16 protein-coding genes and 1 pseudogene are annotated in these 20,895 nt (G+C 58.7%); 15 read left to right on the top strand and 2 right to left on the bottom strand.

Annotation, left to right across the window (positions count from 1 at the left end):
• Positions 1-91 precede the first annotated feature (91 nt).
• Positions 92-1,837, top strand: coding sequence for an IlvD/Edd family dehydratase (locus tag HXW73_RS15240; RefSeq protein ID WP_186253881.1), 1,746 nt, complete (start codon positions 92-94; stop codon positions 1,835-1,837).
• On the opposite strand, the gene HXW73_RS15235 is transcribed toward HXW73_RS15240, so the two are convergent.
• Positions 1,834-2,775 (bottom strand): LysR substrate-binding domain-containing protein, encoded by a 942-nt coding sequence (locus tag HXW73_RS15235; RefSeq protein ID WP_186253880.1) that lies wholly within the window; start codon positions 2,773-2,775, stop codon positions 1,834-1,836. The two genes, HXW73_RS15240 and HXW73_RS15235, sit on opposite strands and share 4 nt — an antisense overlap.
• Positions 2,776-2,925: 150 nt before the next feature.
• Between HXW73_RS15235 and HXW73_RS15230 the strand changes: the two genes are divergently transcribed.
• From HXW73_RS15230 to HXW73_RS15210, 5 genes and pseudogenes are all read left to right on the top strand, one after another.
• Complete coding sequence (locus tag HXW73_RS15230; RefSeq protein WP_186253879.1) at positions 2,926-4,152, top strand: aldose epimerase family protein; 1,227 nt, start codon at positions 2,926-2,928, stop codon at positions 4,150-4,152.
• Positions 4,153-4,242: 90 nt separating this feature from the next.
• Complete coding sequence (locus HXW73_RS15225) at positions 4,243-5,250, top strand: arabinose ABC transporter substrate-binding protein (RefSeq protein WP_186253878.1); 1,008 nt, start codon at positions 4,243-4,245, stop codon at positions 5,248-5,250.
• 44 nt (positions 5,251-5,294) lie between these two features.
• On the top strand, positions 5,295-6,788 hold the full coding sequence (araG, locus tag HXW73_RS15220; protein WP_186253877.1) for an L-arabinose ABC transporter ATP-binding protein AraG: 1,494 nt from the start codon (positions 5,295-5,297) through the stop codon (positions 6,786-6,788).
• A 54-nt stretch (positions 6,789-6,842) separates the two neighbouring features.
• A pseudogene (gene araH, locus HXW73_RS15215) lies at positions 6,843-7,851 on the top strand (L-arabinose ABC transporter permease AraH).
• Between the two features lie 62 nt (positions 7,852-7,913).
• Positions 7,914-9,659, top strand: coding sequence for an IlvD/Edd family dehydratase (locus HXW73_RS15210; protein WP_186253876.1), 1,746 nt, complete (start codon positions 7,914-7,916; stop codon positions 9,657-9,659).
• 12 nt (positions 9,660-9,671) lie between these two features.
• On the opposite strand, the gene HXW73_RS15205 is transcribed toward HXW73_RS15210, so the two are convergent.
• Positions 9,672-10,898, bottom strand: a complete 1,227-nt coding sequence (locus HXW73_RS15205; protein WP_186253875.1) for an ROK family transcriptional regulator — start codon at positions 10,896-10,898, stop codon at positions 9,672-9,674.
• A gap of 200 nt (positions 10,899-11,098) precedes the next feature.
• Here HXW73_RS15205 and HXW73_RS15200 point away from each other — a divergent pair, with 200 nt between their 5' ends.
• From HXW73_RS15200 to HXW73_RS15160, 9 genes are all read left to right on the top strand, one after another.
• Positions 11,099-12,610, top strand: coding sequence for a sugar ABC transporter ATP-binding protein (locus tag HXW73_RS15200; protein ID WP_186253874.1), 1,512 nt, complete (start codon positions 11,099-11,101; stop codon positions 12,608-12,610).
• Positions 12,603-13,604, top strand: coding sequence for an ABC transporter permease (locus tag HXW73_RS15195; RefSeq protein WP_240538656.1), 1,002 nt, complete (start codon positions 12,603-12,605; stop codon positions 13,602-13,604). The genes HXW73_RS15200 and HXW73_RS15195 overlap by 8 nt, the downstream gene beginning before the upstream one ends.
• 110 nt (positions 13,605-13,714) lie before the next feature.
• Complete coding sequence (locus tag HXW73_RS15190) at positions 13,715-14,680, top strand: ABC transporter substrate-binding protein (protein ID WP_186253872.1); 966 nt, start codon at positions 13,715-13,717, stop codon at positions 14,678-14,680.
• Between the two features lie 130 nt (positions 14,681-14,810).
• Positions 14,811-15,863 carry a sugar phosphate isomerase/epimerase family protein gene (locus HXW73_RS15185; protein ID WP_186253871.1) on the top strand — a complete coding sequence of 351 codons (1,053 nt, stop codon included), beginning with the start codon at positions 14,811-14,813 and terminating at the stop codon, positions 15,861-15,863.
• A gap of 62 nt (positions 15,864-15,925) precedes the next feature.
• Positions 15,926-17,095, top strand: a complete 1,170-nt coding sequence (locus tag HXW73_RS15180) for a Gfo/Idh/MocA family protein (RefSeq protein WP_186253870.1) — start codon at positions 15,926-15,928, stop codon at positions 17,093-17,095.
• 9 nt (positions 17,096-17,104) lie between these two features.
• Positions 17,105-17,875, top strand: a complete 771-nt coding sequence (locus tag HXW73_RS15175; RefSeq protein WP_186253869.1) for an SDR family NAD(P)-dependent oxidoreductase — start codon at positions 17,105-17,107, stop codon at positions 17,873-17,875.
• A gap of 282 nt (positions 17,876-18,157) precedes the next feature.
• Complete coding sequence (locus tag HXW73_RS15170; protein WP_186256051.1) at positions 18,158-18,421, top strand: hypothetical protein; 264 nt, start codon at positions 18,158-18,160, stop codon at positions 18,419-18,421.
• A 214-nt stretch (positions 18,422-18,635) separates the two neighbouring features.
• Entirely contained in the window at positions 18,636-19,751 is a 1,116-nt protein-coding gene (gene opgC / locus HXW73_RS15165; RefSeq protein WP_186253868.1) for an OpgC domain-containing protein, read from the top strand.
• A 26-nt stretch (positions 19,752-19,777) separates the two neighbouring features.
• Complete coding sequence (locus HXW73_RS15160; protein WP_240538655.1) at positions 19,778-20,890, top strand: serine hydrolase; 1,113 nt, start codon at positions 19,778-19,780, stop codon at positions 20,888-20,890.
• The last annotated feature ends 5 nt before the right edge of the window (positions 20,891-20,895 follow it).

The following is a 20,895-nucleotide window of genomic DNA, read 5'->3' as shown; positions in this document are numbered from 1 at the left end:
AGTATGGGTGGGTAGTTTAGTGTTTTGCACATTCGGCGTAGGCGTTCTTAGGCCTTCAGCCGTCACTGATTCAAAACAAGGAGTTAACCTCATGGCCAAACGTCAACGTCCGCTACGTAGTGCAGAGTGGTTCGGCACCGCTGACAAGAACGGCTTCATGTACCGCAGTTGGATGAAAAACCAGGGTATCCCCGACCATGAGTTCCAGGGCAAACCGATTATCGGGATCTGTAACACCTGGTCGGAGCTTTCTCCCTGCAATGCGCATTTCCGTAAGTTGGCAGAACATGTGAAGAAAGGCGTACTGGAAGCCGGTGGCTACCCGGTGGAGTTCCCGGTGTTTTCCAACGGTGAGTCGAACCTGCGCCCCACGGCGATGTTTACCCGTAACCTGGCGAGCATGGACGTGGAAGAAGCCATCCGCGGCAACCCCATCGATGCCGTAGTGCTTTTGGTGGGTTGTGATAAAACCACCCCGGCGCTGCTGATGGGGGCGGCGAGCTGCGATATTCCCACCATCGTGGTCACCGGCGGGCCCATGCTCAACGGCAAGCACAAGGGCAAGGACATTGGTTCCGGCACCGTGGTGTGGAAGCTCTCCGAGCAGGTCAAGGCCGGTGAGATATCCCTCCATGACTTTATGGCCGCGGAAGCCGGTATGTCGCGTTCGGCGGGTACCTGCAACACCATGGGCACTGCTTCTACCATGGCCTGCATGGCCGAATCCCTGGGCACCTCGCTGCCCCACAACGCGGCGATCCCCGCGGTGGATTCCCGCCGTTACGTGCTTGCCCACCTCTCCGGTAACCGTATCGTCGAGATGGTCGATGAAGACCTGCGGCTGTCCAAAATCCTCACCAAGGAAGCCTTCGATAACGCCATTCGCACCAACGCAGCCATCGGCGGTTCGACCAACGCGGTGATTCACCTCAAGGCGATTGCCGGTCGGGTCGGTGTGGATCTGACCCTGGACGACTGGAGCCGGGTCGGGCGCGGCACCCCCACGGTGGTCGACCTGCAGCCTTCTGGGCGTTTTCTGATGGAAGAGTTCTACTACGCGGGCGGCTTGCCTGCGGTGCTCAAGCGCCTGGGCGACGCCGACCGCCTGCCGTTCAAGGACGCCTTGACCGTCAACGGCAAAACCCTGTGGGAGAACGTTCAGGACGCGCCGCTGTACAACGACGACGTGATCCGCCCGCTGGACAATCCGCTCACCGCCGATGGCGGCATCTGCGTGGTACGCGGCAACCTGGCCCCCAACGGCGCGGTGCTCAAGCCCTCGGCGGCGACCGCTGAACTGATGCAGCACCGCGGCCGCGCGGTGGTATTTGAAGACTTCGACGACTACAAAGCGCGCATCAACGACCCGGATTTGGATGTTGAAGCCAACGATATTCTGGTTATGAAGCACTGCGGCCCGCGGGGTTATCACGGCATGGCGGAAGTCGGCAACATGGGCTTGCCACCCAAGATCCTCGCCCAAGGGATTACCGACATGGTGCGTATCTCCGATGCGCGCATGAGCGGCACGGCGTATGGCACCGTGGAGCTGCATGTCGCTCCGGAAGCTGCGGCGGGCGGCCCACTGGCCGCGGTACGCAACGGTGACTGGATCGAGCTCGACTGCGACAGCGGCCGGCTGCACCTGGATATCAGCGACGAAGAGCTGGCCTCACGCCTGGCCGAAAGCGACCCCACCGCCGCCTCCACGCTGATTGCCAGCCAGGGCGGCTACCGCCAGCTGTACATCGAACGCGTCCTTCAAGCCGACGAAGGCTGCGACTTCGACTTTCTGGTCGGTTGCCGGGGCGCTGAGGTGCCGCGTCACTCACATTAACCGGACTGGGCAATAATCTCCCGCAGGGTACTCATTAACGCTGCCGCACCGGGTGAGAGACGCTGGTGGCGCAAGCTCACTAAACCATAGGGTTGAACGCTGAGCGTTTCGCTGAACGGCAGCAGATGAAAGCGCTGCGGGTTGCATAGCAGATCAGCGGCTTCGCGGGTGGTCACCGTGATGGTGTCGGATTTATCGACCAGCGCGAGCGATACCAATAAGTCCGCGGTATCGACGATTTGGCGCGGCGGCGCTACCTGATGATGCAAGAACAGGCTGTCGACCCGCTGACGCATCAAGGCGCCAATGGGCTGTAACGACCATGGATAGTCCACCATGTCGCATAGGCTAAGCGGGGTTTTATCGGTTAACGGATGCCCTTGGCGGCAGACAAAGCAGAGCTCTTCTTCGCCAATCTCTTCAAACACGAAGCGCTCCACGTCAAAGCCCGCCGGAATCCGGGTAATCGCGAAGTCCAGTTCGCCTTCAAGCAAACGTGGCACCAGCGCCTTGCTGACATCAACATCCACGCTGATTTTGAGTCCCGGCCGGTCTCTATGTACTCGCTCGATAGCACTGGTCAGTAGCGTTACCGCCGGGGCCATCACGGTGCCGACGGCTACCGTTCCCGCATTACCTTCGCCTAATGCATTCAACTCCTCACCCGTTTGGCGCAGCGTCGATAACATGCTGTGCGCGTGGCGAATCATGATCTCGCCATACCAGTTGGGCGTCAGCCCGCGGGGTTGGCGATCAAATAAACGAATGCCCAGATTGGCTTCCAGGTCGTTAAGCAATTTTGAGGCGGCGGGCTGGCTCATGTGCAGCTGAGCAGCCGCACGGTGAAGATTACGCTGCTCGTCAAGTGCTAAAAATAGCTGCAAATGGCGCAACTTTAGTCGTGCGTTCAGAAACCAGTTCTCGTCGAGAACGCCCATGGAACAAGCCCCTTTTTGTTATTGATAGCAATAAGCGTATCGAAGTTGGCATGTTTGTATATTGGTTGGTTATGTCGGAGGTGTCTACTGTAACCACTGTACTGGCGACGATAGCGTCGCTCTAATAACAAAAACGCAAGGAGCAACATCATGTCTCTCATGAACGCTCATAGGGTCAGCGCAAGACCCAAGCTGCTGGTGAGTGCCGGTATCGCGATGCTATTGCTTAGCGCGGCCCAGGCAAAAGGCGAAGAAACCACCGCTGGAAATGGTGCTGAACGCAGCATCGATAAATCGGTATTTGGTGAATTACCCGATGGCCGTCAGGTCGATGTCTATCGGTTTACCAACGCCAATGGTATCGAACTCCAAGTCACCAACTACGGCGGCATCATCCTGGCTCTTAAAACCCCCAATGTGGCGGGTGAGTTCGACGATATCGCGCTGGGTTTCGACTCATTGGAAGCTTACCTTTCTGATGCGTATCGCCAGGCCAACCCTTACTTCGGGGCGATTATCGGCCGTTACGGTAACCGCATCGCGGGTGGTCAGTTCTCCCTTGAGGGGGAAACCCATTCACTGGCCACCAACGACGGCAATAACCATCTGCATGGCGGCGAGCAGGGGTTCGATAAGGTCTTATGGCAGGCCGAACCGTTTGAAAATGAGAGCGGAACGGGCCTTGTGCTGCGCTATACCAGCGAGGATGGTGAAGAAGGCTATCCCGGCCGGCTGGAGACTGAAGTCACCTACACGCTGACCGATGATGACGAGCTGTTGGTCGATTATCAGGCTGTCACCGACAAGGCGACGCCGGTCAATCTTACCCAGCACAGCTACTTCAACCTAAAGGGCGAGGGCAGCGATACCATTCTTGATCACCAGCTAATGATCAACGCCCAAGAATTTACCCCGGTGAACGATACCCTGATCCCCACCGGCGAGCTCCGCTCGGTAGAGGGCACGCCGTTTGACTTTGCCCAGGCGACGCCGATTGGCGAACGCATTGAGCAGGACAACGAACAGCTCGGCTTCGGCGGCGGATATGACCACAACTTTGTGCTTGCCCGCGATGACGCGGCAGCGGACGAACTGGTGCTGGCCGCCAAAGTGTGGGAGCCAGAAAGCGGGCGCATGGTGGAAATCGAAACCACCGAGCCAGGCATCCAGTTCTATTCCGGCAATTTCCTCGACGGCAACCTGACCGGTAAACAGGGCAAGGCTTACGGGCACCGTTCCGGCTTTGCGCTGGAAACCCAGCACTACCCCGATTCCCCCAACCAGGAGGCGTTTCCTAGCACGATCCTAGAGCCCGACGAGACGTATCGATCGCGCACGGTTTACCGCTTTTCTGCTCAGGAAACGTTTGATTCGTAAACCGTCGAGGTTTGTCACCGACAACCTGAGACATCAACAGCCATCATCACAATCAACAACAAAACTCGCTAAAACATCAGGAGTACGACCATGCGATTAACAACAAACCTAACCACAACCTTTACCCGGTTAGCCCTCGGTAGCGCCGTTATGCTGGCGTCTCTGGGCACTGCACAGGCGCAGGATGACGAGGTGAAAATAGGCTTTATCGTCAAGAAACCTGAACAGGCTTGGTTCATCAATGAACAGGAAGCGGCAACTGAGTTGGGCGAAGAGCTCGGTTTCGATGTGGTGCGCCTCGGTGGTGAAGACGGCCAGGAAGTGCTCAGCGCAATAGATAACTTGTACGCCCAGGGGGCTGAAGGGTTTGTCATCTGTCCGCCAGACGTGCGACTTGGACCCGCGATCATGAACCGCGCCAACCAGTACGATATGAAGGTAGTGACCGTAGACGACCAGTTTGTCAATTCCAGCGGCGAACCGATGGAAGACGTCCCACACCTGGGCATGTCGGGCACCAAGATCGGCCAGCAGGTAGGTGAAGCCATCGCCGACGAAATGGAAGCCCGTGGTTGGGATCCTGAAGAGGTAGCCGCGCTGCGCATCACCAACAACGAATTACCCACCGCCGTCGAGCGCACCGATGGCGCGACTGAAGCGCTGCTGGCATCGGGCTTCCCTGAAGACAATATTTTTGATGCGCCCCAGCAAAACAGTGATACCTCTAGTGCTTTCTCAGCCGCATCGCCGGTACTTTCCCAGTACGGTGATTATGAGCACTGGGTTATCTATGCCCTCAATGAGGAGAGCGTACTTGGCGGTGTAAGGGCGACCGAACAGTACGGCATACCCGCTGAGGACGTTATCGGGGTAGGTATCAACGGTTCAGGTGCCGCCTTTGCCGAGTTCTCTCGTGAAAACCCGACCGGCTTTCACGGCACCGTGGCGGTCAGTTCCACTATGCACGGCCGTCAAACAGCCGAAGACCTCTACCGCTGGATTACTGAGGACAAAGAGCCACCGGCCAATACCGAAACCTCCGGCACGCTAATGACCCGTGATAACTGGCAGGAAGTGCGCGAAGAACTTGGTCTATAAAAAACGGCGCCTGTAACGGTAAGCGTCTGCGGGAGGAGTTAAGCATGTCTGATGCCTATTTACGTTTCGATGGTATCAGTGTCGTTTTCCCCGGCGTGCGTGCGCTGGATGGCGTGAGCTTTGACGCTCACGCCGGCCAGGTGCATGCGCTGATGGGCGAGAACGGCGCAGGTAAATCGACCCTGCTCAAGGTGCTGAGTGGCGTTAACCGCGTGGCGGAAGGGGCGCTGTGGATCGATGGTCAGCGTCACGTCTTCAGTAACACCCGGGAGGCGTTGCGCGAAGGGATCGCGATCATTTATCAGGAGTTGACGCTTTCTCCCAACATGTCGGTGGCCGAGAACCTGTTGCTCGGCCAACTGCCCACGCGGCAAGGGTTTTTGAGCCGCCGTCAGTTGAAGGAAAAAGCCATGTCAATTCTCGCTGACCTCGGCGAAGGGGATATCCATCCCTCGACCAAGGTACGCGAGCTTTCCATCGGCCAGCAGCAAATGATTGAGATTGGTCGTGCGCTGTTGCGTGACGCCAAGGTCATTGCTTTCGATGAACCGACGAGCAGTCTTTCCATCCAGGAAACCCGCCAACTCAAGCGCATCGTTCAACGACTGCGCGATGAAGGGCGCGTCGTGCTCTACGTGACCCATCGCATGGAAGAGGTGTTCGAAATGTGCGATGCGGTCACCATCTTCCGCGACGGTCAGCATATTCGTACCCATGAGGACATGTCGTCGCTCAACCACGATCTGTTGGTGAGTGAAATGGTGGGGCGCGATATCGATGATGTTTACGGCTATCGTGCTCGCCAACATGGCGATGTGGTCTTGAGCGTGGAAGGTATCGAAGGTCGCGGCCTCAAGGCACCGGTGAGCTTTTCCGTCAAGCAGGGGGAAGTATTTGGGCTGTTTGGCTTGGTGGGGGCAGGGCGCAGCGAGCTACTTCGGCTGGTGTGCGGCGTTGAGTCACCCAAAGCAGGCAGCGTGAAGTTTAACGGCGAGTCACGACGCTTCAAAAGCCCCGGCGAGGCGATCCGCGCGGGTATTGCTATGTGCCCGGAGGATCGCAAATCCCAGGGCATCTTCCCGGTGGCCAGCGTCGCCGACAACCTCAATATCAGCTGTCGGCGCTTCTTCAAACGTTGGGGGCTTTTTCGTCACCCCGGTCGTGAACGGCTTAACGCCGAATCCTATATCCAGCAGCTCAGTATCAAGACACCGGGCCCGCGTTCGCCTATCGGCAAACTCTCGGGGGGCAATCAGCAGAAGGTGATACTGGCCCGTTGGCTCGCCGAGGAGATCGACCTGTTCGTCATGGACGAGCCTACCCGGGGGATCGATGTGGGCGCGCGCCGGGATATTTACTCGCTGCTTTACGACCTGGCCGATCAGGGCAAAAGCGTGGTGGTGATCTCCAGCGATATCGCGGAAGTCAGCTCCATTTGCGACCGCATTGCTGTGATGCGCGACGGTGAGCTGGTGGAGGTAGTACCGCGGGAGTCGGCCACACCGGAACGCCTGCTGGGGCTGGCACTGCCAGCCTAATGAGGCTTTTTCCAGAAAAATCAGTTTTCAGGACACTTGTTCAGGACCAACACGATGACAACCAACAATGTAACCCAAGGGGATGCACCTGCGCGTCCAAAGGGGCGTCAGGGGCTTGCCAAACCGCTGCGGACCCTGCTCGACACGTCAGGCATGATTGCGATTTTTTTACTGTTGTTTATCGCCCTGGCGATATTTATTCCTGGGTTTCTGACCGGGCGCAATATGGTCGGGCTACTGCTCTCGATCACTCTGATTGGCAGTCTCGCCGCCACCATGATGCTGGTATTGGCGCTGGGCGAGGTGGATCTCTCGGTGGCTTCCACGGTGGCGTTTGCCGGCGTGGTTGCGGCGGTGGTGACCTCCAGCACGGGTAGCGTGTTTATCGGGGTGATCGGCGGGATTGTCGCCGGGGGGCGCAGTGGGTGTTTTCAACGGCATAGTGATCGCCAGGTTCGGTATTAACGCGCTGATTGCGACCCTGGCGGCCATGGAGTTTGTACGCGGGTTGGCCTATATCACCTCCGGCGGCGACGCGGTGATGATTACCGTACCGGCTTTCTTTGAGCTGGGCAGCGCTTCCTTTCTTGGCCTTACGCTACCGGTATGGACCATGCTGGCCTGCTTTGTGATCTTTGGCGTGATACTCAACATGACCGCCTTTGGCCGCAACGTGCTGGCTACCGGCGGTAACGCCGAAGCCGCCGCACTTGCTGGGGTTAACGTCCGCCGCCTGAAAATTATTGTCTTCGGCCTCCAAGGCGTCGTCGCGGGTGTCGTTGGTGTGTTGCTGGCATCGCGCATGGGGCTTGGCGATCCCAATACCTCCATGGGCTTGGAGCTGGCGGTCATCTCCGCCTGTGTGCTGGGCGGGGTCGCGTTATCGGGCGGTGTCGCGACGATTACCGGCGTGGTGGTCGGCGTATTGATCATGGGTTGCGTTCAGAACGCTATGGGGCTGCTTAACGTGCCGACCTTCTACCAATACCTGGTACGCGGCGCGATTCTGCTGATGGCCGTTATGTTTGACCGCTGGAAGCACACCCGCCGTCAGCGGGCCTGACGCCAGTTTGTTACCCCCTTTTTGGATGCACCTTTTTCACCGATTTTTACGGAGAGACTTCCATGTCTGATCGCAAGCCACCCCTTCGCTCTGCCCAGTGGTTCGGCACCGCTGACAAGAACGGCTTCATGTACCGCAGTTGGATGAAAAACCAGGGCATTCCCGACCATGAGTTCCAGGGCAAACCGATTATCGGGATCTGTAACACCTGGTCGGAACTGTCTCCCTGCAATGCGCATTTCCGCAAGCTGGCGGACCACGTCAAGCAAGGGGTGCTTGAAGCAGGCGGCTACCCGGTGGAGTTTCCGGTATTCTCCAACGGCGAGTCCAACCTGCGCCCCACGGCGATGTTTACCCGTAACCTGGCGAGTATGGACGTGGAAGAAGCCATTCGCGGCAACCCCATTGATGCCGTGGTGCTGCTGGTCGGCTGCGACAAGACCACCCCGGCGCTGCTGATGGGCGCGGCGAGCTGCGATATTCCCACCATCGTGGTGACCGGCGGACCCATGCTCAATGGCAAGCACAAGGGCAAGGACATCGGCTCTGGCACCGTGGTGTGGAAGCTCTCCGAGCAGGTCAAGGCCGGTGAGATCTCGCTCCACGACTTTATGGCCGCGGAAGCCGGCATGTCCCGCTCCGCGGGCACCTGCAACACCATGGGTACCGCCTCCACCATGGCCTGCATGGCCGAATCCCTGGGCACCTCACTGCCCCACAATGCGGCGATCCCCGCGGTGGATTCCCGCCGTTACGTGCTTGCCCATCTCTCCGGTAACCGTATCGTCGAGATGGTCGATGAAGACCTGCGGCTGTCGAAAATCCTTACCAAGGAAGCCTTCGATAACGCCATTCGCACCAACGCAGCCATCGGCGGTTCGACCAACGCGGTGATTCACCTCAAGGCGATTGCCGGTCGGGTTGGTGTCGATCTGACCCTGGACGACTGGAGCCGGGTCGGGCGCGGCACCCCCACGGTGGTCGATCTGCAGCCCTCGGGTCGCTATCTGATGGAAGAGTTCTACTACGCCGGTGGTTTACCTGCGGTACTCAAGCGTCTCGGCGACGCCGACCAGCTGCCTTACAAAGACGCCTTGACCGTCAACGGCAAAACCCTGTGGGAGAACGTCCAGGACGCGCCGCTGTACAACGACGACGTGATTCGCCCGCTGGACAATCCGCTCACTGCGGATGGCGGCATCTGCGTGCTGCGCGGCAACCTCGCCCCCAACGGCGCGGTGCTCAAACCCTCGGCGGCGACCGCCGAGCTGATGCAGCACCGTGGCCGTGCGGTGGTTTTCGAAGACTTCGACGACTACAAGGCGCGCATCAACGACCCGGACCTGGACGTGGAAGCCAACGACATCCTGGTCATGAAACACTGCGGCCCGCGGGGCTATCACGGCATGGCAGAGGTGGGCAACATGGGCCTGCCGCCCAAGATCCTCGCCCAGGGCATTACCGATATGGTGCGCATATCCGATGCCCGCATGAGCGGCACGGCCTACGGCACCGTGGTGCTGCACGTGGCCCCGGAAGCCGCGGCGGGTGGACCGCTGGCCGCGGTACGCAACGGCGACTGGATCGAGCTCGACTGCGACAGCGGGCGGCTACACCTGGAAATCAGCGATGAAGAGCTGGCCTCGCGGCTAGCTGAAAGCGACCCCACGGCGGCCTCCACGTTGATCGCCAGCCAGGGCGGCTACCGCCAGTTGTACATCGAGCGGGTACTGCAAGCCGACGAAGGCTGCGATTTTGACTTTCTGGTTGGTTGCCGGGGGGCTGAAGTGCCGCGGCACTCGCACTGATTGCTGACCCTCCTAGGCTTCACGGGCGGTTTGGCTATCTAGTAGCGTCTCGCCGTCGGTAGCGTTCAGCGTCATGGCGATGCCGCCCATGCAGGTCATATCCCGGTCCCAGGCGCAGCTTTCGATGCGGGTGGTGCCCCTCAGTTCGGCCACCAGGGCGTCATCAATGGCGCTGTGCATGGCGGCTTGCATCGCCTCAAAACCGCGCACGCCAGAACCGGTAATCAGTACCAGGTCAGGGTTGAACAGCGCCATTACATTGGCGATGCCGTAGCCCAAGGCGCGACCCGCCTCGGCATAGATTCCCTGAGCTACCGGATTACCGTGTAATGCCAGTTGGGTCAGCGCCTGCATCTGCTGCTCGGAGGGGTGTGCGCTGTCGCCGGTGGGGAGTTCTAAATAGTCTGCGGCGGCGCGATAGAGCGCGTAGTCGCTGGCATAGGCTTCGATGCAGCCGCGTCGCCCGCAGGCGCAACGGGCGCCATCGGGCTGATATTTGCTATGCCCAAACTCGGCCGCTGAACCATTCGCCCCCAGAAATGGCACGCCGTTAATCAACACCGACATGCCGATACCGTAACCCAGCATAATGACCACCAGGTTGGGGCTGTCAGCGTAAGTGGGCTGTGCCGCCAGTAAGCTGGCGATACAGTTGGCGTCATTTTCCAGCAGGACGCTGCAGTGAAAACGTTTCGCTAACCGCGCCGATATCGGTGCGTTACGAAAGCTTAAAGCGGGAGACCAGATAATCATACCGCTTTGCGACGACACCACGCCCTGCACCGCCAGGCAGATTCCCGCCAGGCGCTGAAAATCCTTTAGCTGGTGATCACAAACAGCGCTGATCCTGTCTTCCAACAGCGTTTCCAGATCGTCGGCATCGAGCGTCAAGGTGGATACCGCATGGTGCTCGCTATGGCGTACCTGGCCCGCGAAGTCCCCCACTACCAGTTGAATTTCATTGATCGAAAGTTTGATGCACACCACGCAGGCGGCATTGGGGTCGAGTTCAATCAGGGTTTTCGGCCGGCCTCGGCCGTTCGGGCGCGGTGTTTCTGGGGGGCGTTCACCGATCAAGCCCTGTTGGAGTAACTCGGCGCTGATCGAAGTGACGGTGGCGGAGCTAATGCTGTTGAGGGTGCCAAGATCGATGCGTGCAACCGGCCCTTGGTCGCGCAGGGTTCGAATCACCGCCAGGGTATTATCGTGGCGGCTGGTGTCAGTGGACGCTAGGGCCATAGGTATCGCCATTGTTAAGCAGTACAGAAAGGTCGATTCAAGTTCTCATCCTGGCGTGTTCGCCTGGTTGCCAAAATGCGACCTAAGTTGCATATGCAATTATTTATTTTAGTACCTAAAGTAAATAGGGCAGCACGTTACAAAAATCAATATTGGTAAGAACTGCACACATAACAACAACAGCAATAAACAGGTGGCTCATGCTCTTATCGGCGCGGCAGATCTGCCGCTCTTTCGGCGAAAATCAGGTGTTATTCGACGTTGATCTCGACCTTGAGGCGGGAGATGTGCACGCCTTGCTGGGCGAGAACGGCGCCGGTAAATCGACCTTGGTGAAAATCCTTGCGGGGTATCTTCGTCCCACCTCGGGCGAGGTGTTTCTCGACGGTAAACAACAGTACTACCGCTCCAGCGGCGAGGCAGAAGCCGACGGGGTGGTCATGATCCACCAGGAATTGGCGCTGGCGGAACAGCTTAGCGTTGAAGAAAACATCTTCTTGGGCCGCGAGCTACGCCGAGGACTATTTCTCAACCGGCGAGCCATGCGTGAACGCAGCAAAGAGGTGTTGGCTGAGCTTGAAACTCATGTGGATCCCCGTGCCCGTGTGAAAGACTTGAGCACCTCTGATCAGCAAATGGTCGAGATCGCCAAGGCGATCACCCGCGATGTGCGCGTGCTGATCATGGATGAGCCCACCGCCACGCTTACCGAAAACGAAGTAAAGGTACTGTTCGAGCTGATAGACCGCCTGCGTGAGCGGGGCGTGGCGATTCTGTATATCTCCCACAAACTGCGCGAAATTGAGCAGATTGCCGACCGTGTGACGGTGCTGCGCGATGGCCATTTGATTGACAGCGGTCTCATGGCCGGGCGCAGCAAGGAGGAACTGGCGCGGCTGATGGTGGGCCGGGAAATTAACGAGATGTACCCGCCGCGTACGAATTTGGCGGCCGATGCGCCGCTGGTGCTGGAAGCGCGGGATATAGTGGTGCCCGGCGCGGTCAAGCAGGCCAGCTTTACCCTGCGGCGTGGCGAGGTGCTTGGTTTTGGCGGCGTAGTGGGGGCAGGTCGAACGGCGTTGATTGAAGCGGTGCTGGGCCTGCGCGGTAAAAGTGCGGGTCAAGTGTTACGCAACGGCCAGCCGGTCGTGTTGAAAAATTTGCGTGATGCGGCGCACCAGCGAATTGCCTATTTGACAGAGGATCGCAAAGGCAAAGGCCTGGTGCTCAATATGGATCTGCGCTCCAACGTTACCCTGCTCAATTTACGCGCATATTGCCATCCGCTTATCGATCGCCGCCGTGAAGAGCAAGCCTACCAGCAGGCCATTCAACGCTTTGATATCCGCCTGCGCACGGCCGCGCGCACCGCCTCCGAGCTCTCTGGCGGTAACCAGCAGAAACTGCTGCTTGCCAAGGTGATGTCTATTGACCCTGAAGTCGTGATTATCAATGAGCCGACTCGCGGTATCGATGTGGGTACCAAACACCAGATCTATCACTTTATTCGTGAGCTTACCGAATCGGGCTGCTCGGTCATCCTGATCTCCTCGGAGATGGGCGAGTTGATCGGGCTTTCCCACCGCGTCGCGGTCATGTGCGCGGGCGTGCTCACCGGGGTGCTCGAAGGCGAGCAGATTAACGAACAAGAAATCATGCAGTACGCATCCGGCATCAAGGGAGTAGGGGTAGATGAGCAGCGTCATGCCTAATCACAAAACGACAACATCGAAAGGGTTCTCCGTTGACCTGAAAACCTGGGGGCCCTTTGTGGCGCTGGTGGTCCTGGCGCTACTCGGCGTGCTGATCAACCCGGCGTTTCTGGGGCTGGATAACCTTTCAAACATGCTCACCCGCAGCGCCTTTATCGGCATTATTGCCATCGGCGCGACCTTCGTGATTACCGCCGGCGGGCTGGATCTGTCGGTCGGGTCGATGGCGGCTTTTATCGCCGGGGTGATGATCATTCTAATGAACAGCCTGGTCGATCAGTTTGGCGCGGGGCTTACCACCGTGCTGTTTGGCGTGGGCGCCTCGCTGCTGCTGGGGCTATGCGCTGGCTTTATCAACGGTATGGTGACCACCAAAGGCAAGATCGAGGCGTTCATCGTCACCCTTGGCACCATGGGGATTTACCGCTCGCTGGTCACTTACCTTGCCGATGGCGGCACCCTGACGCTGGACTGGGCGGTGCGCGATATCTATCGCCCGGTGTATTACGGCAGCTTTTTGGGGATCACCATCCCTGTTTGGGTGTTTCTGTTGGTCGCCATTATTGGCTACATCCTGCTCAACTACACGCGCTTCGGGCGCTACTGTTTTGCCATCGGCTCCAATGAAAAGGTCGCCGAATACAGCGCCATCCACGTCGACCGCATCAAGACCATGACTTACATGCTGCAAGGCGTGTGCGTGGCCCTGGCGACGATTATCTATGTGCCCCGGCTGGGCTCTGCCTCAGGGGCTACCGGGGTGCTCTGGGAGCTGGAGGCAATTGCCGCCGTCATTATTGGCGGCACCATGCTGAAAGGTGGCCACGGGCGCATCTGGGGCACGGTGGTGGGTGCCATCATGCTGACCATGATTGGCAATATTCTCAACCTGACCGACGCCATTTCCAACTATCTCAACGGTACGGTGCAGGGGGTCATCATCATTGTGGCGGTCTACCTGCAGCGCGCCTCTTGGAGAAAACCCGGGCACTAAAGCCCACAAGGCAAGCAACACTAACCCATAGCAACGACAACCCGTAGCAGCGATTGCAACATCACAAGTTCCAACCGCATAACAAGTACAAACACGAAAGGAGCAACATCATGCCAACCATCAAGACAGCAGTGGCAACCTTCGTTACCACCGCAGCGCTCACGTCCGCATTGGGGCTTTCCAGCGCTGCCGTGGCCCAGGAACATACCATCGGGGTCTCGATTCCGGCCGCGACCCATGGCTGGACGGGCGGGGTCAACTATCACGCCGAGGAAGCGAAAAATCGCCTTGAGGCGCTGTACCCGGATATTGAAATTACCATCTCTACGGCGAGCACACCCGGTGAGCAAGCCAATGATCTGGAAGACCTGGTATCGCTGCGCAATATCGACGCGCTGGTGGTGCTGCCGTTTGAATCCGGTCCACTGACCGACCCGGTTAGGCGCGTCAAAGAGTCCGGCGTGTTCGTTACCGTGGTGGACCGGGGGCTTAACCAAGAAGGCATCGAGGATCTATACGTAGCAGGCAACAACCACGAATTAGGCCGCGTATCTGGCGAGTACATCCGTGAGCGCCTGGATGGTGAAGGCGACATTGTGGTGCTGCGCGGCATCCCGACCGTGATTGACGACGAGCGTGTCGAAGGCTTCCAGGAGGCCATCGAAGGGTCCGACGTCAATATCCTCGATATGCAGCACGCCAACTGGAATCGTGACGATGGCTTTGAGGTCATGCAGGACTACCTGTCGCGCTTCGACAAGATCGATGCCGTCTGGGCTCAGGATGACGATATCGCCCTCGGTGTCATTGAAGCGGTGCGCCAGGCGGATCGCGAAGACGAGCTGTTTATTGTCGGCGGTGCGGGCATGAAGGACATCATCAAGCGGGTCATGGAAGGCGATGAGCTGGTGCCGGTAGACGTACTGTATCCGCCCGCCATGATCGCCACAGCGATGGACCTGACCGTGCAGCACTTCGTCTCCAATGGTCCGGTGGTGGGCGAGTACATCCTCGGCTCGCCGCTGATCACCGAAGAGAACGCCGAGCAATATTACTTCCCTGACTCGCCGTTCTGATCACAGTCTGATCGCGTACGGGTAGATAGGCGCGGGTGAAGAACATCCCCCACCCGCGCCCATCGACTTCATCGAGACTTTCTGGCTCATTGAAATGTGATTGCCAGTGAGACGTTATAGAGAGACTCCTATGAAAACGATCCAAGGGCCGGCGCTGTTTCTCGCCCAGTTCGCCGGTGACGATGCACCGTTTAACAGCCTCGATAGCATTGCCGCCTGGGCAGCGGGGCTTGGCTATAAGGGCGTGCAGATTCCCAGTTGGGATGCGCGCATGATCGATTTAAAACGCGCCGCCGAGAGCACCACGTATTGCGATGAGATCAAGGGCACTCTGGCCGAACATGGCTTGTCGCTTACCGAACTCTCCACTCATTTGCAGGGCCAATTGGTCGCGGTGCATCCGGTTTATGATGAGATGTTTGATGGCTTTGCGGTTCCTGAGGTACGCGGAAACCCCAAGGCGCGACAGGCGTGGGCGGTGGATCAGCTCAAGCTGGCCGCCAAGGCGTCGCAGAACCTTGGCCTCACCGACCACGGCACTTTTTCCGGGTCGCTGGCGTGGCCGTTTATCTACCCTTGGCCCCAACGCCCGGCGGGACTCGTCGAAACCGCATTTGACGAGCTTGCAAGTCGCTGGCGGCCGATTCTGGATGCCTTCGACGAGGCGGGGGTGAACCTCTGCTACGAAATTCATCCCGGCGAAGACCTCCACGATGGCATCACCTTTGAGATGTTCCTGGAGAGGGTCGGCCATCACCCGCGCTGCCACATTCTCTACGACCCCAGCCATCTGATTCTGCAGCAGCTCGACTACCGCGGCTTTCTGGACGTGTATCGCGAGCATATTCAGATGTTCCACGTTAAGGACGCCGAGTTTAACCCCAGCCCCAAACAGGGCGTCTACTCTGGTTATCAGTCGTGGACAGAGCGCGCGGGTCGTTTCCGCTCCCTGGGCGATGGCCAGATCGACTTCAAGTCGATCTTCTCGTGGATGGCGGCCAACGACTACCACGGCTGGGCGGTGCTGGAGTGGGAGTGCTGCTTGAAGCACCCGGAAGTCGGCGCCCGTGAAGGCGCGACCTTTATCCGCGACCACATCATTGAGGTGACCGAGCGGGCGTTTGACGACTTCGCCGACGGCGGCTCCGATGAAACAGCCAATCGACGCATCCTGGGTCTTTAACGATTTAGGTCTCAGTTAATTTAACGCTAGCTGGTTTAAAGAAAAGCGGAGGGCAAAACGACATGAGCCATCAACACGACACGCCGCGTCGGCTACGCCTGGGCATGGTCGGCGGCGGCCAGGGCGCTTTTATTGGCGGGGTTCACCGCATCGCCGCCCGGCTGGACGACCACTACGAGCTGGTGGCCGGGGCCTTTGCTTCTGATCCTGAGCGCAGCCGGGCCGCCGCGGCTGAGCTGCACGTGGCGGACGACCGCGCCTACCCCGACTACCAGACCATGGCTGAGGCGGAGCGCAAACGGCCGGATGCCATCGACGTGGTCGCCATTGTGACGCCCAACCACATGCACTTTGACGTGGCGCGCACCTTCCTCGAAGCGGGTTTTCACGTGATCTGCGATAAGCCGATGACGATTACCCTTGAGGAAGCGCAAACGCTGGCCGATCTGGTAGAACGCAGCGGGCTGTTCTTCGGCTTGACCCATAACTACTCCGGCTATTCGCTGGTCCGTCAGGCGCGAGAAATGGTGGCCAGCGGCGAGCTTGGGGACCTGCGCGTGGTGCAAGTGGAATATCCTCAGGATTGGCTTTCCACTCGTGTGGAAGATAGCGGCGTCAAGCAGGCCGAATGGCGCACCGACCCCAAGCGTAGCGGTCCGGCGGGCTGTTTGGGCGATATTGGCACCCACGCCTACCACCTGGCGCGCTATGTGACGGGTCTGGAGCTTGAGTCCCTTGCCGCCGATATGCACACCTTTGTGGAAGGCCGCGCGCTGGATGATAACGTACATATGCTGCTGCGCTTTAAAGGTGGTGCACGGGGCATGCTGTGGTCGAGCCAAGTCGCGCCCGGCAATGAAAACGGCCTGCAACTGCGCGTTTATGGCAGCCAAGGTGGCCTTGAATGGCGCCAGGAGACCCCCAACCAGCTTGTGCATTCCCCGTTGGGCGAGCCCCCACGCATTCTGACGCGTAATGGCCCCGGGCTGTGTGATGCCGCTATGGCAGCCGCGCGTATTCCACCGGGGCACCCGGAGGGCTATCTCGAAGCCTTTGCACAGCTCTACCGCGATTTCGCGGTGCAAATCCACGCCCACCAAAATGTTGAAAGCGCTAATGCGCTCGCCGCGCCAACGCCAGGGGTGATCGATGGTGTCGACGGCCTTAAGTTTATTACTCGTGCATTGGCTTCGTCTGCTGCGGGTGGTCAGTGGGTAGACGTTCAGTCGTAGGAATCGAACATGAATCAGCACTCAGCGCGCTATGCGAGTCTAGAACAGCGGGTGGTCTTTATTACCGGGGGCGGCAGTGGTATCGGGGCTGCGCTTACCCGTGCGTTTCATTACCAGGGCGCGCGGGTGGTGTTCGTTGATATTAACGACGCCGCCAGCGAGGCGTTGGTCGAAGACCTCCGCGTCGAGACCGGCGAGGCACCGCGCTATCACCACTGCGACATCCGCGATGTGGCAAGCCTCAAGCAGGTGATCAACGAGACCGGCCAAAACGTCGGGCCGATCCATACGCTTGTGAACAATGCCGCGAACGATGATCGCCATTCCTGGCGTGAGGTCGATGTTGCCTACTGGGATGAGCGGATGTCGCTTAACCTGCGGCCGATGTTCTTCGCAGCCCAGGCAGCCGCCGAGCAGATGATACAAACGGGCGGCGGCTCGATCATTAACTTCGGCTCGGTCAGCGTGCAGATGGCGCTGGGTGGCCTGCCCCTTTACGTCACCGCCAAAGCGGCGATTCATGGCTTGACGCGCAGTCTGGCTCGCGACTTGGGTGAGTACAACATTCGCGTCAATACGCTGGTGCCGGGCGCAGTCATGACCGAACGGCAGCTGGAGAAGTGGATTGGACCCGATGACGAAGCTGCCATTCAAGCCCGCCAATGCCTCAAGCTACGCCTGGAACCTCAGCACATCGCCCCCACAGCGCTGTTTCTGGCCAGCGCCGAAAGCCAGGCCATTACCGGCCAGGAGTTGGCGGTGGATGGTGGCTGGGCTTAGGTAAAGAAGCAGCGAGGCGCTATGTATGAACGCGTGAGTCCGCCCCTGACGGCAGCGCCTATTGGGCGCATGTGCCGAAGTTAAACAGTCATTAAGAGGTTCTGGGGGTAAAATTGGCCGCTATTGGCATAGCAGATAATTTTTTATATTTTTGATTTTAAAATATATTTTTGTTTTTGGGTAATGCTGGCATGTTGGCTGCAATTATCTGGGTAAGAGCGGACAGGCAGGAAGGCCTAACGTTCTTATCAGAAAGTGAAGCCAATAGGAGAAAGTATCATGATGAAAACGGAATCTCTCAAGAAGCTAGGCATCCTCGGTGTATCTTTCGGTCTGATGGCCAGCCCGTTAGCCTTTGCTGACATGCATGAAGAAGACAAGCAAGACCCTGCACCGCAGGAAGAGACGATGCAGGATGAAGATCAAGGTTCGATGAACTCCTTCGATTCTCAAGAGGAAGGTCAGGACACCACCACTTATGAGGAAGAAGAGCAGGAAGATTGGGAAACGACAGAGGAAGGCGCTGAAGAAGATTCAAGCATGTAACGATGGCAGCGCCATTCCCTTAACTCCCCAAGTTCAATGTTGAGTTTCAAGTGCCCCGCCCCTGGTGGGGCACTTTCGCGTGCATGATGCGTCGTTGCCCGGAGTGCACTGAAATCGAAAGCGTTGAACCTGCGAGCAAGCACTGGGTTCATAATCGATCCCAAATGCGGTATTAACTTATTGACTGAACAGGGTCACCACAGGAAATAAGGACATGCCGATGGCGATTGCCTGGAACGAAACGCCCCATCTGCCCAAATCGGAAGGCCGCATTGAGACGATTGATCTAGCCCGCGGCATCGCCATCGGATTGATGATTGTCAGCCATTCCGTCAGCGGGTTAGTGGGCATCCGCAACGTGCCCGACTGGGGCATGGTGCCGATTCACTTCCTCACCAAATTTTCCTCGTCGCTGTTTATCCTGGTGTTTGGCGTTGCCCTGGCCGTGGCGTTTCTTTCTCATGCGCATCGCGAAGACTGGCCCAAGCGCCGGTTAAAACTCTGGCTGCGTGCGGTGGAAGTCTGGTTTTGGTACAAGGCGCTGTTGATCATCGAAATGCTGCCGTTCAACACGCCGAGTGACATCGTCGATGCGCTGCTTTACGGCCGTTTTGGCATCTGGGTGGAAATTCTCGGCTTTTACGCCATAGCGCTACTCTGGGTGCCATTAATCCTGCCGCCGTGGGCGCGTGCGCCGCTTTGGAGCCGCCTTGCCGTTATTGTCGGGCTGACCGTGCTCGCGGCCTGGCTACAAGGGTTTTCGTTTGGCGGCAATGACATCCTCAAGGCGCTGCTGGTCGATCATGACGATCACTACGCCTGGGGCCAACTCAGCCGTGCACCGCTTATTATGCTTGGGCTGTTGTTGGGTGAAGCGCTGCTGCGCTGTTCGGGTGATCAGTCGCTCAAACGTCGCCTCACGCTTATCTTGCTGGGTCTTGGCGCGCTCATGATAGCCGGGTTTTATGGCCTGGCGCTTGCCGGTGGTGATGTTCATGCCGCTATGCTGGCGGTCGCCAATAACGAGGGTAAACATCCCCCAGGGTTAGCCTTTATGCTGTTTAGCCTGGGCGGTGCGCTGGTGATATTCGCCCTGGCTCTGGCGGGCGGTGCCAAGGCGGCCAGGGCGCTTAAGCCGCTTACCCTGGTCGGCTCAGATGCGCTCAAGGCGTTTATTTTCCATATTGTGATGATTTTTCTGGTGCTGCGTTTTCTGTTGGAAGGCGAGGGCGACTACAGCTATCCACAGGCGCTTGGTGTCGGCGGGCTGTTAATCCTGGGTACCGCCGCATGGATTTGGCTGACCCGCTGGATGGCCCAGCATCGTTAATGCGAAGAAAACTGGGAGTTAATGATTTGCGACATTGGATACAGCTGGGGCTTGTGGCGCTAACGCTGCTTTTTACGCTGCCTGCCCAAGCGGAAGGCTACGACGCCCATTGGTACGACGCTCATTGGTACCAAGAGGTTGATAAACGCAGTGCCTGGCAAAGCGACCTCGATGCACGGATGAGCGCATTGGAGGAACGCTTCGCTGGTGATATCGGCGTCTACCTGCAAGACCTGACCAGCGGTGAGGCCTACAGCTGGCGTGCCGATGATCCCTGGTACCTCGCGTCACTGATCAAGATTCCGGTCGCGGCGGAAGTGCTGGGTGAACGTATACCGATCAGCGAAAGGTTGACGCTTAAGCAAAGCGATTTTGTCGATGGCGCAGGGCCCACCAACTGGCACGACCCCGGCACGCCCATCTCGGTGGGCTATTTGCTGGAGCACATGATCACCGTGAGCGATAACACCGCCACGGATATGCTGATTGACCGCGTCGGACTGGATAACGTCAATCAACGCGCTCAGGCCATGGTGGCGGCCAACGGTGGCGACCCCGCAGCGCTTGGGCCAATCTCCAAACTGGTGGGAGTGCGCCAGGGGGTTTACGGTGAACTCCACCCGGAGGCGCGCCAATTGGGCGGCATGGATTTTATCAGTCTCCGTCAGTCACCCGTGAGCCAGCGCCCCCGTGCGTTGGCACAGCGGCTCGGCGTAGCGCCTCAAGCGCTCAATCAGCCCGACTACCATCACGCCTTTGATGCCTACCATGCCAGCGGTGAAAACGTCGGCACCCTGCGTGCTGTCGGCGATGTGCTGGCAACGCTGTACCTTGGCGCCATGCCTGACCTTCAAGGTACGCCGCGGGATGAGGTGCTCGCGCTGATGGCCAACACCACCTCCGGGGAAGATCGGCTAAAACAAGGGCTGGGCGAAGGAGTGAGCTTTGCGCACAAGACCGGCACCCAGGACCGGCGCAGCTGCGATGCGGGGGTGGTGGAGAGAGATGACATGCCCAACGCCGCCTGGGCTGTGGTCACCTGCACCCAGGGGCCAGATGCGGTCAGCGAACACGAACGTGCGCTAGCAGGCGTCGGGTTAGCCCTGCGGCGCAGTGGCGCATTGGGAACACCCTGGTAGCCAGC

Source organism: Halomonas sp. SH5A2 (assembly GCF_014263395.1).
In the GTDB taxonomy this organism is placed as follows: domain Bacteria; phylum Pseudomonadota; class Gammaproteobacteria; order Pseudomonadales; family Halomonadaceae; genus Vreelandella.
Note: the sequence above shows the minus strand (reverse complement) of the source record. Positions and strands in the feature narration are given on the sequence as shown.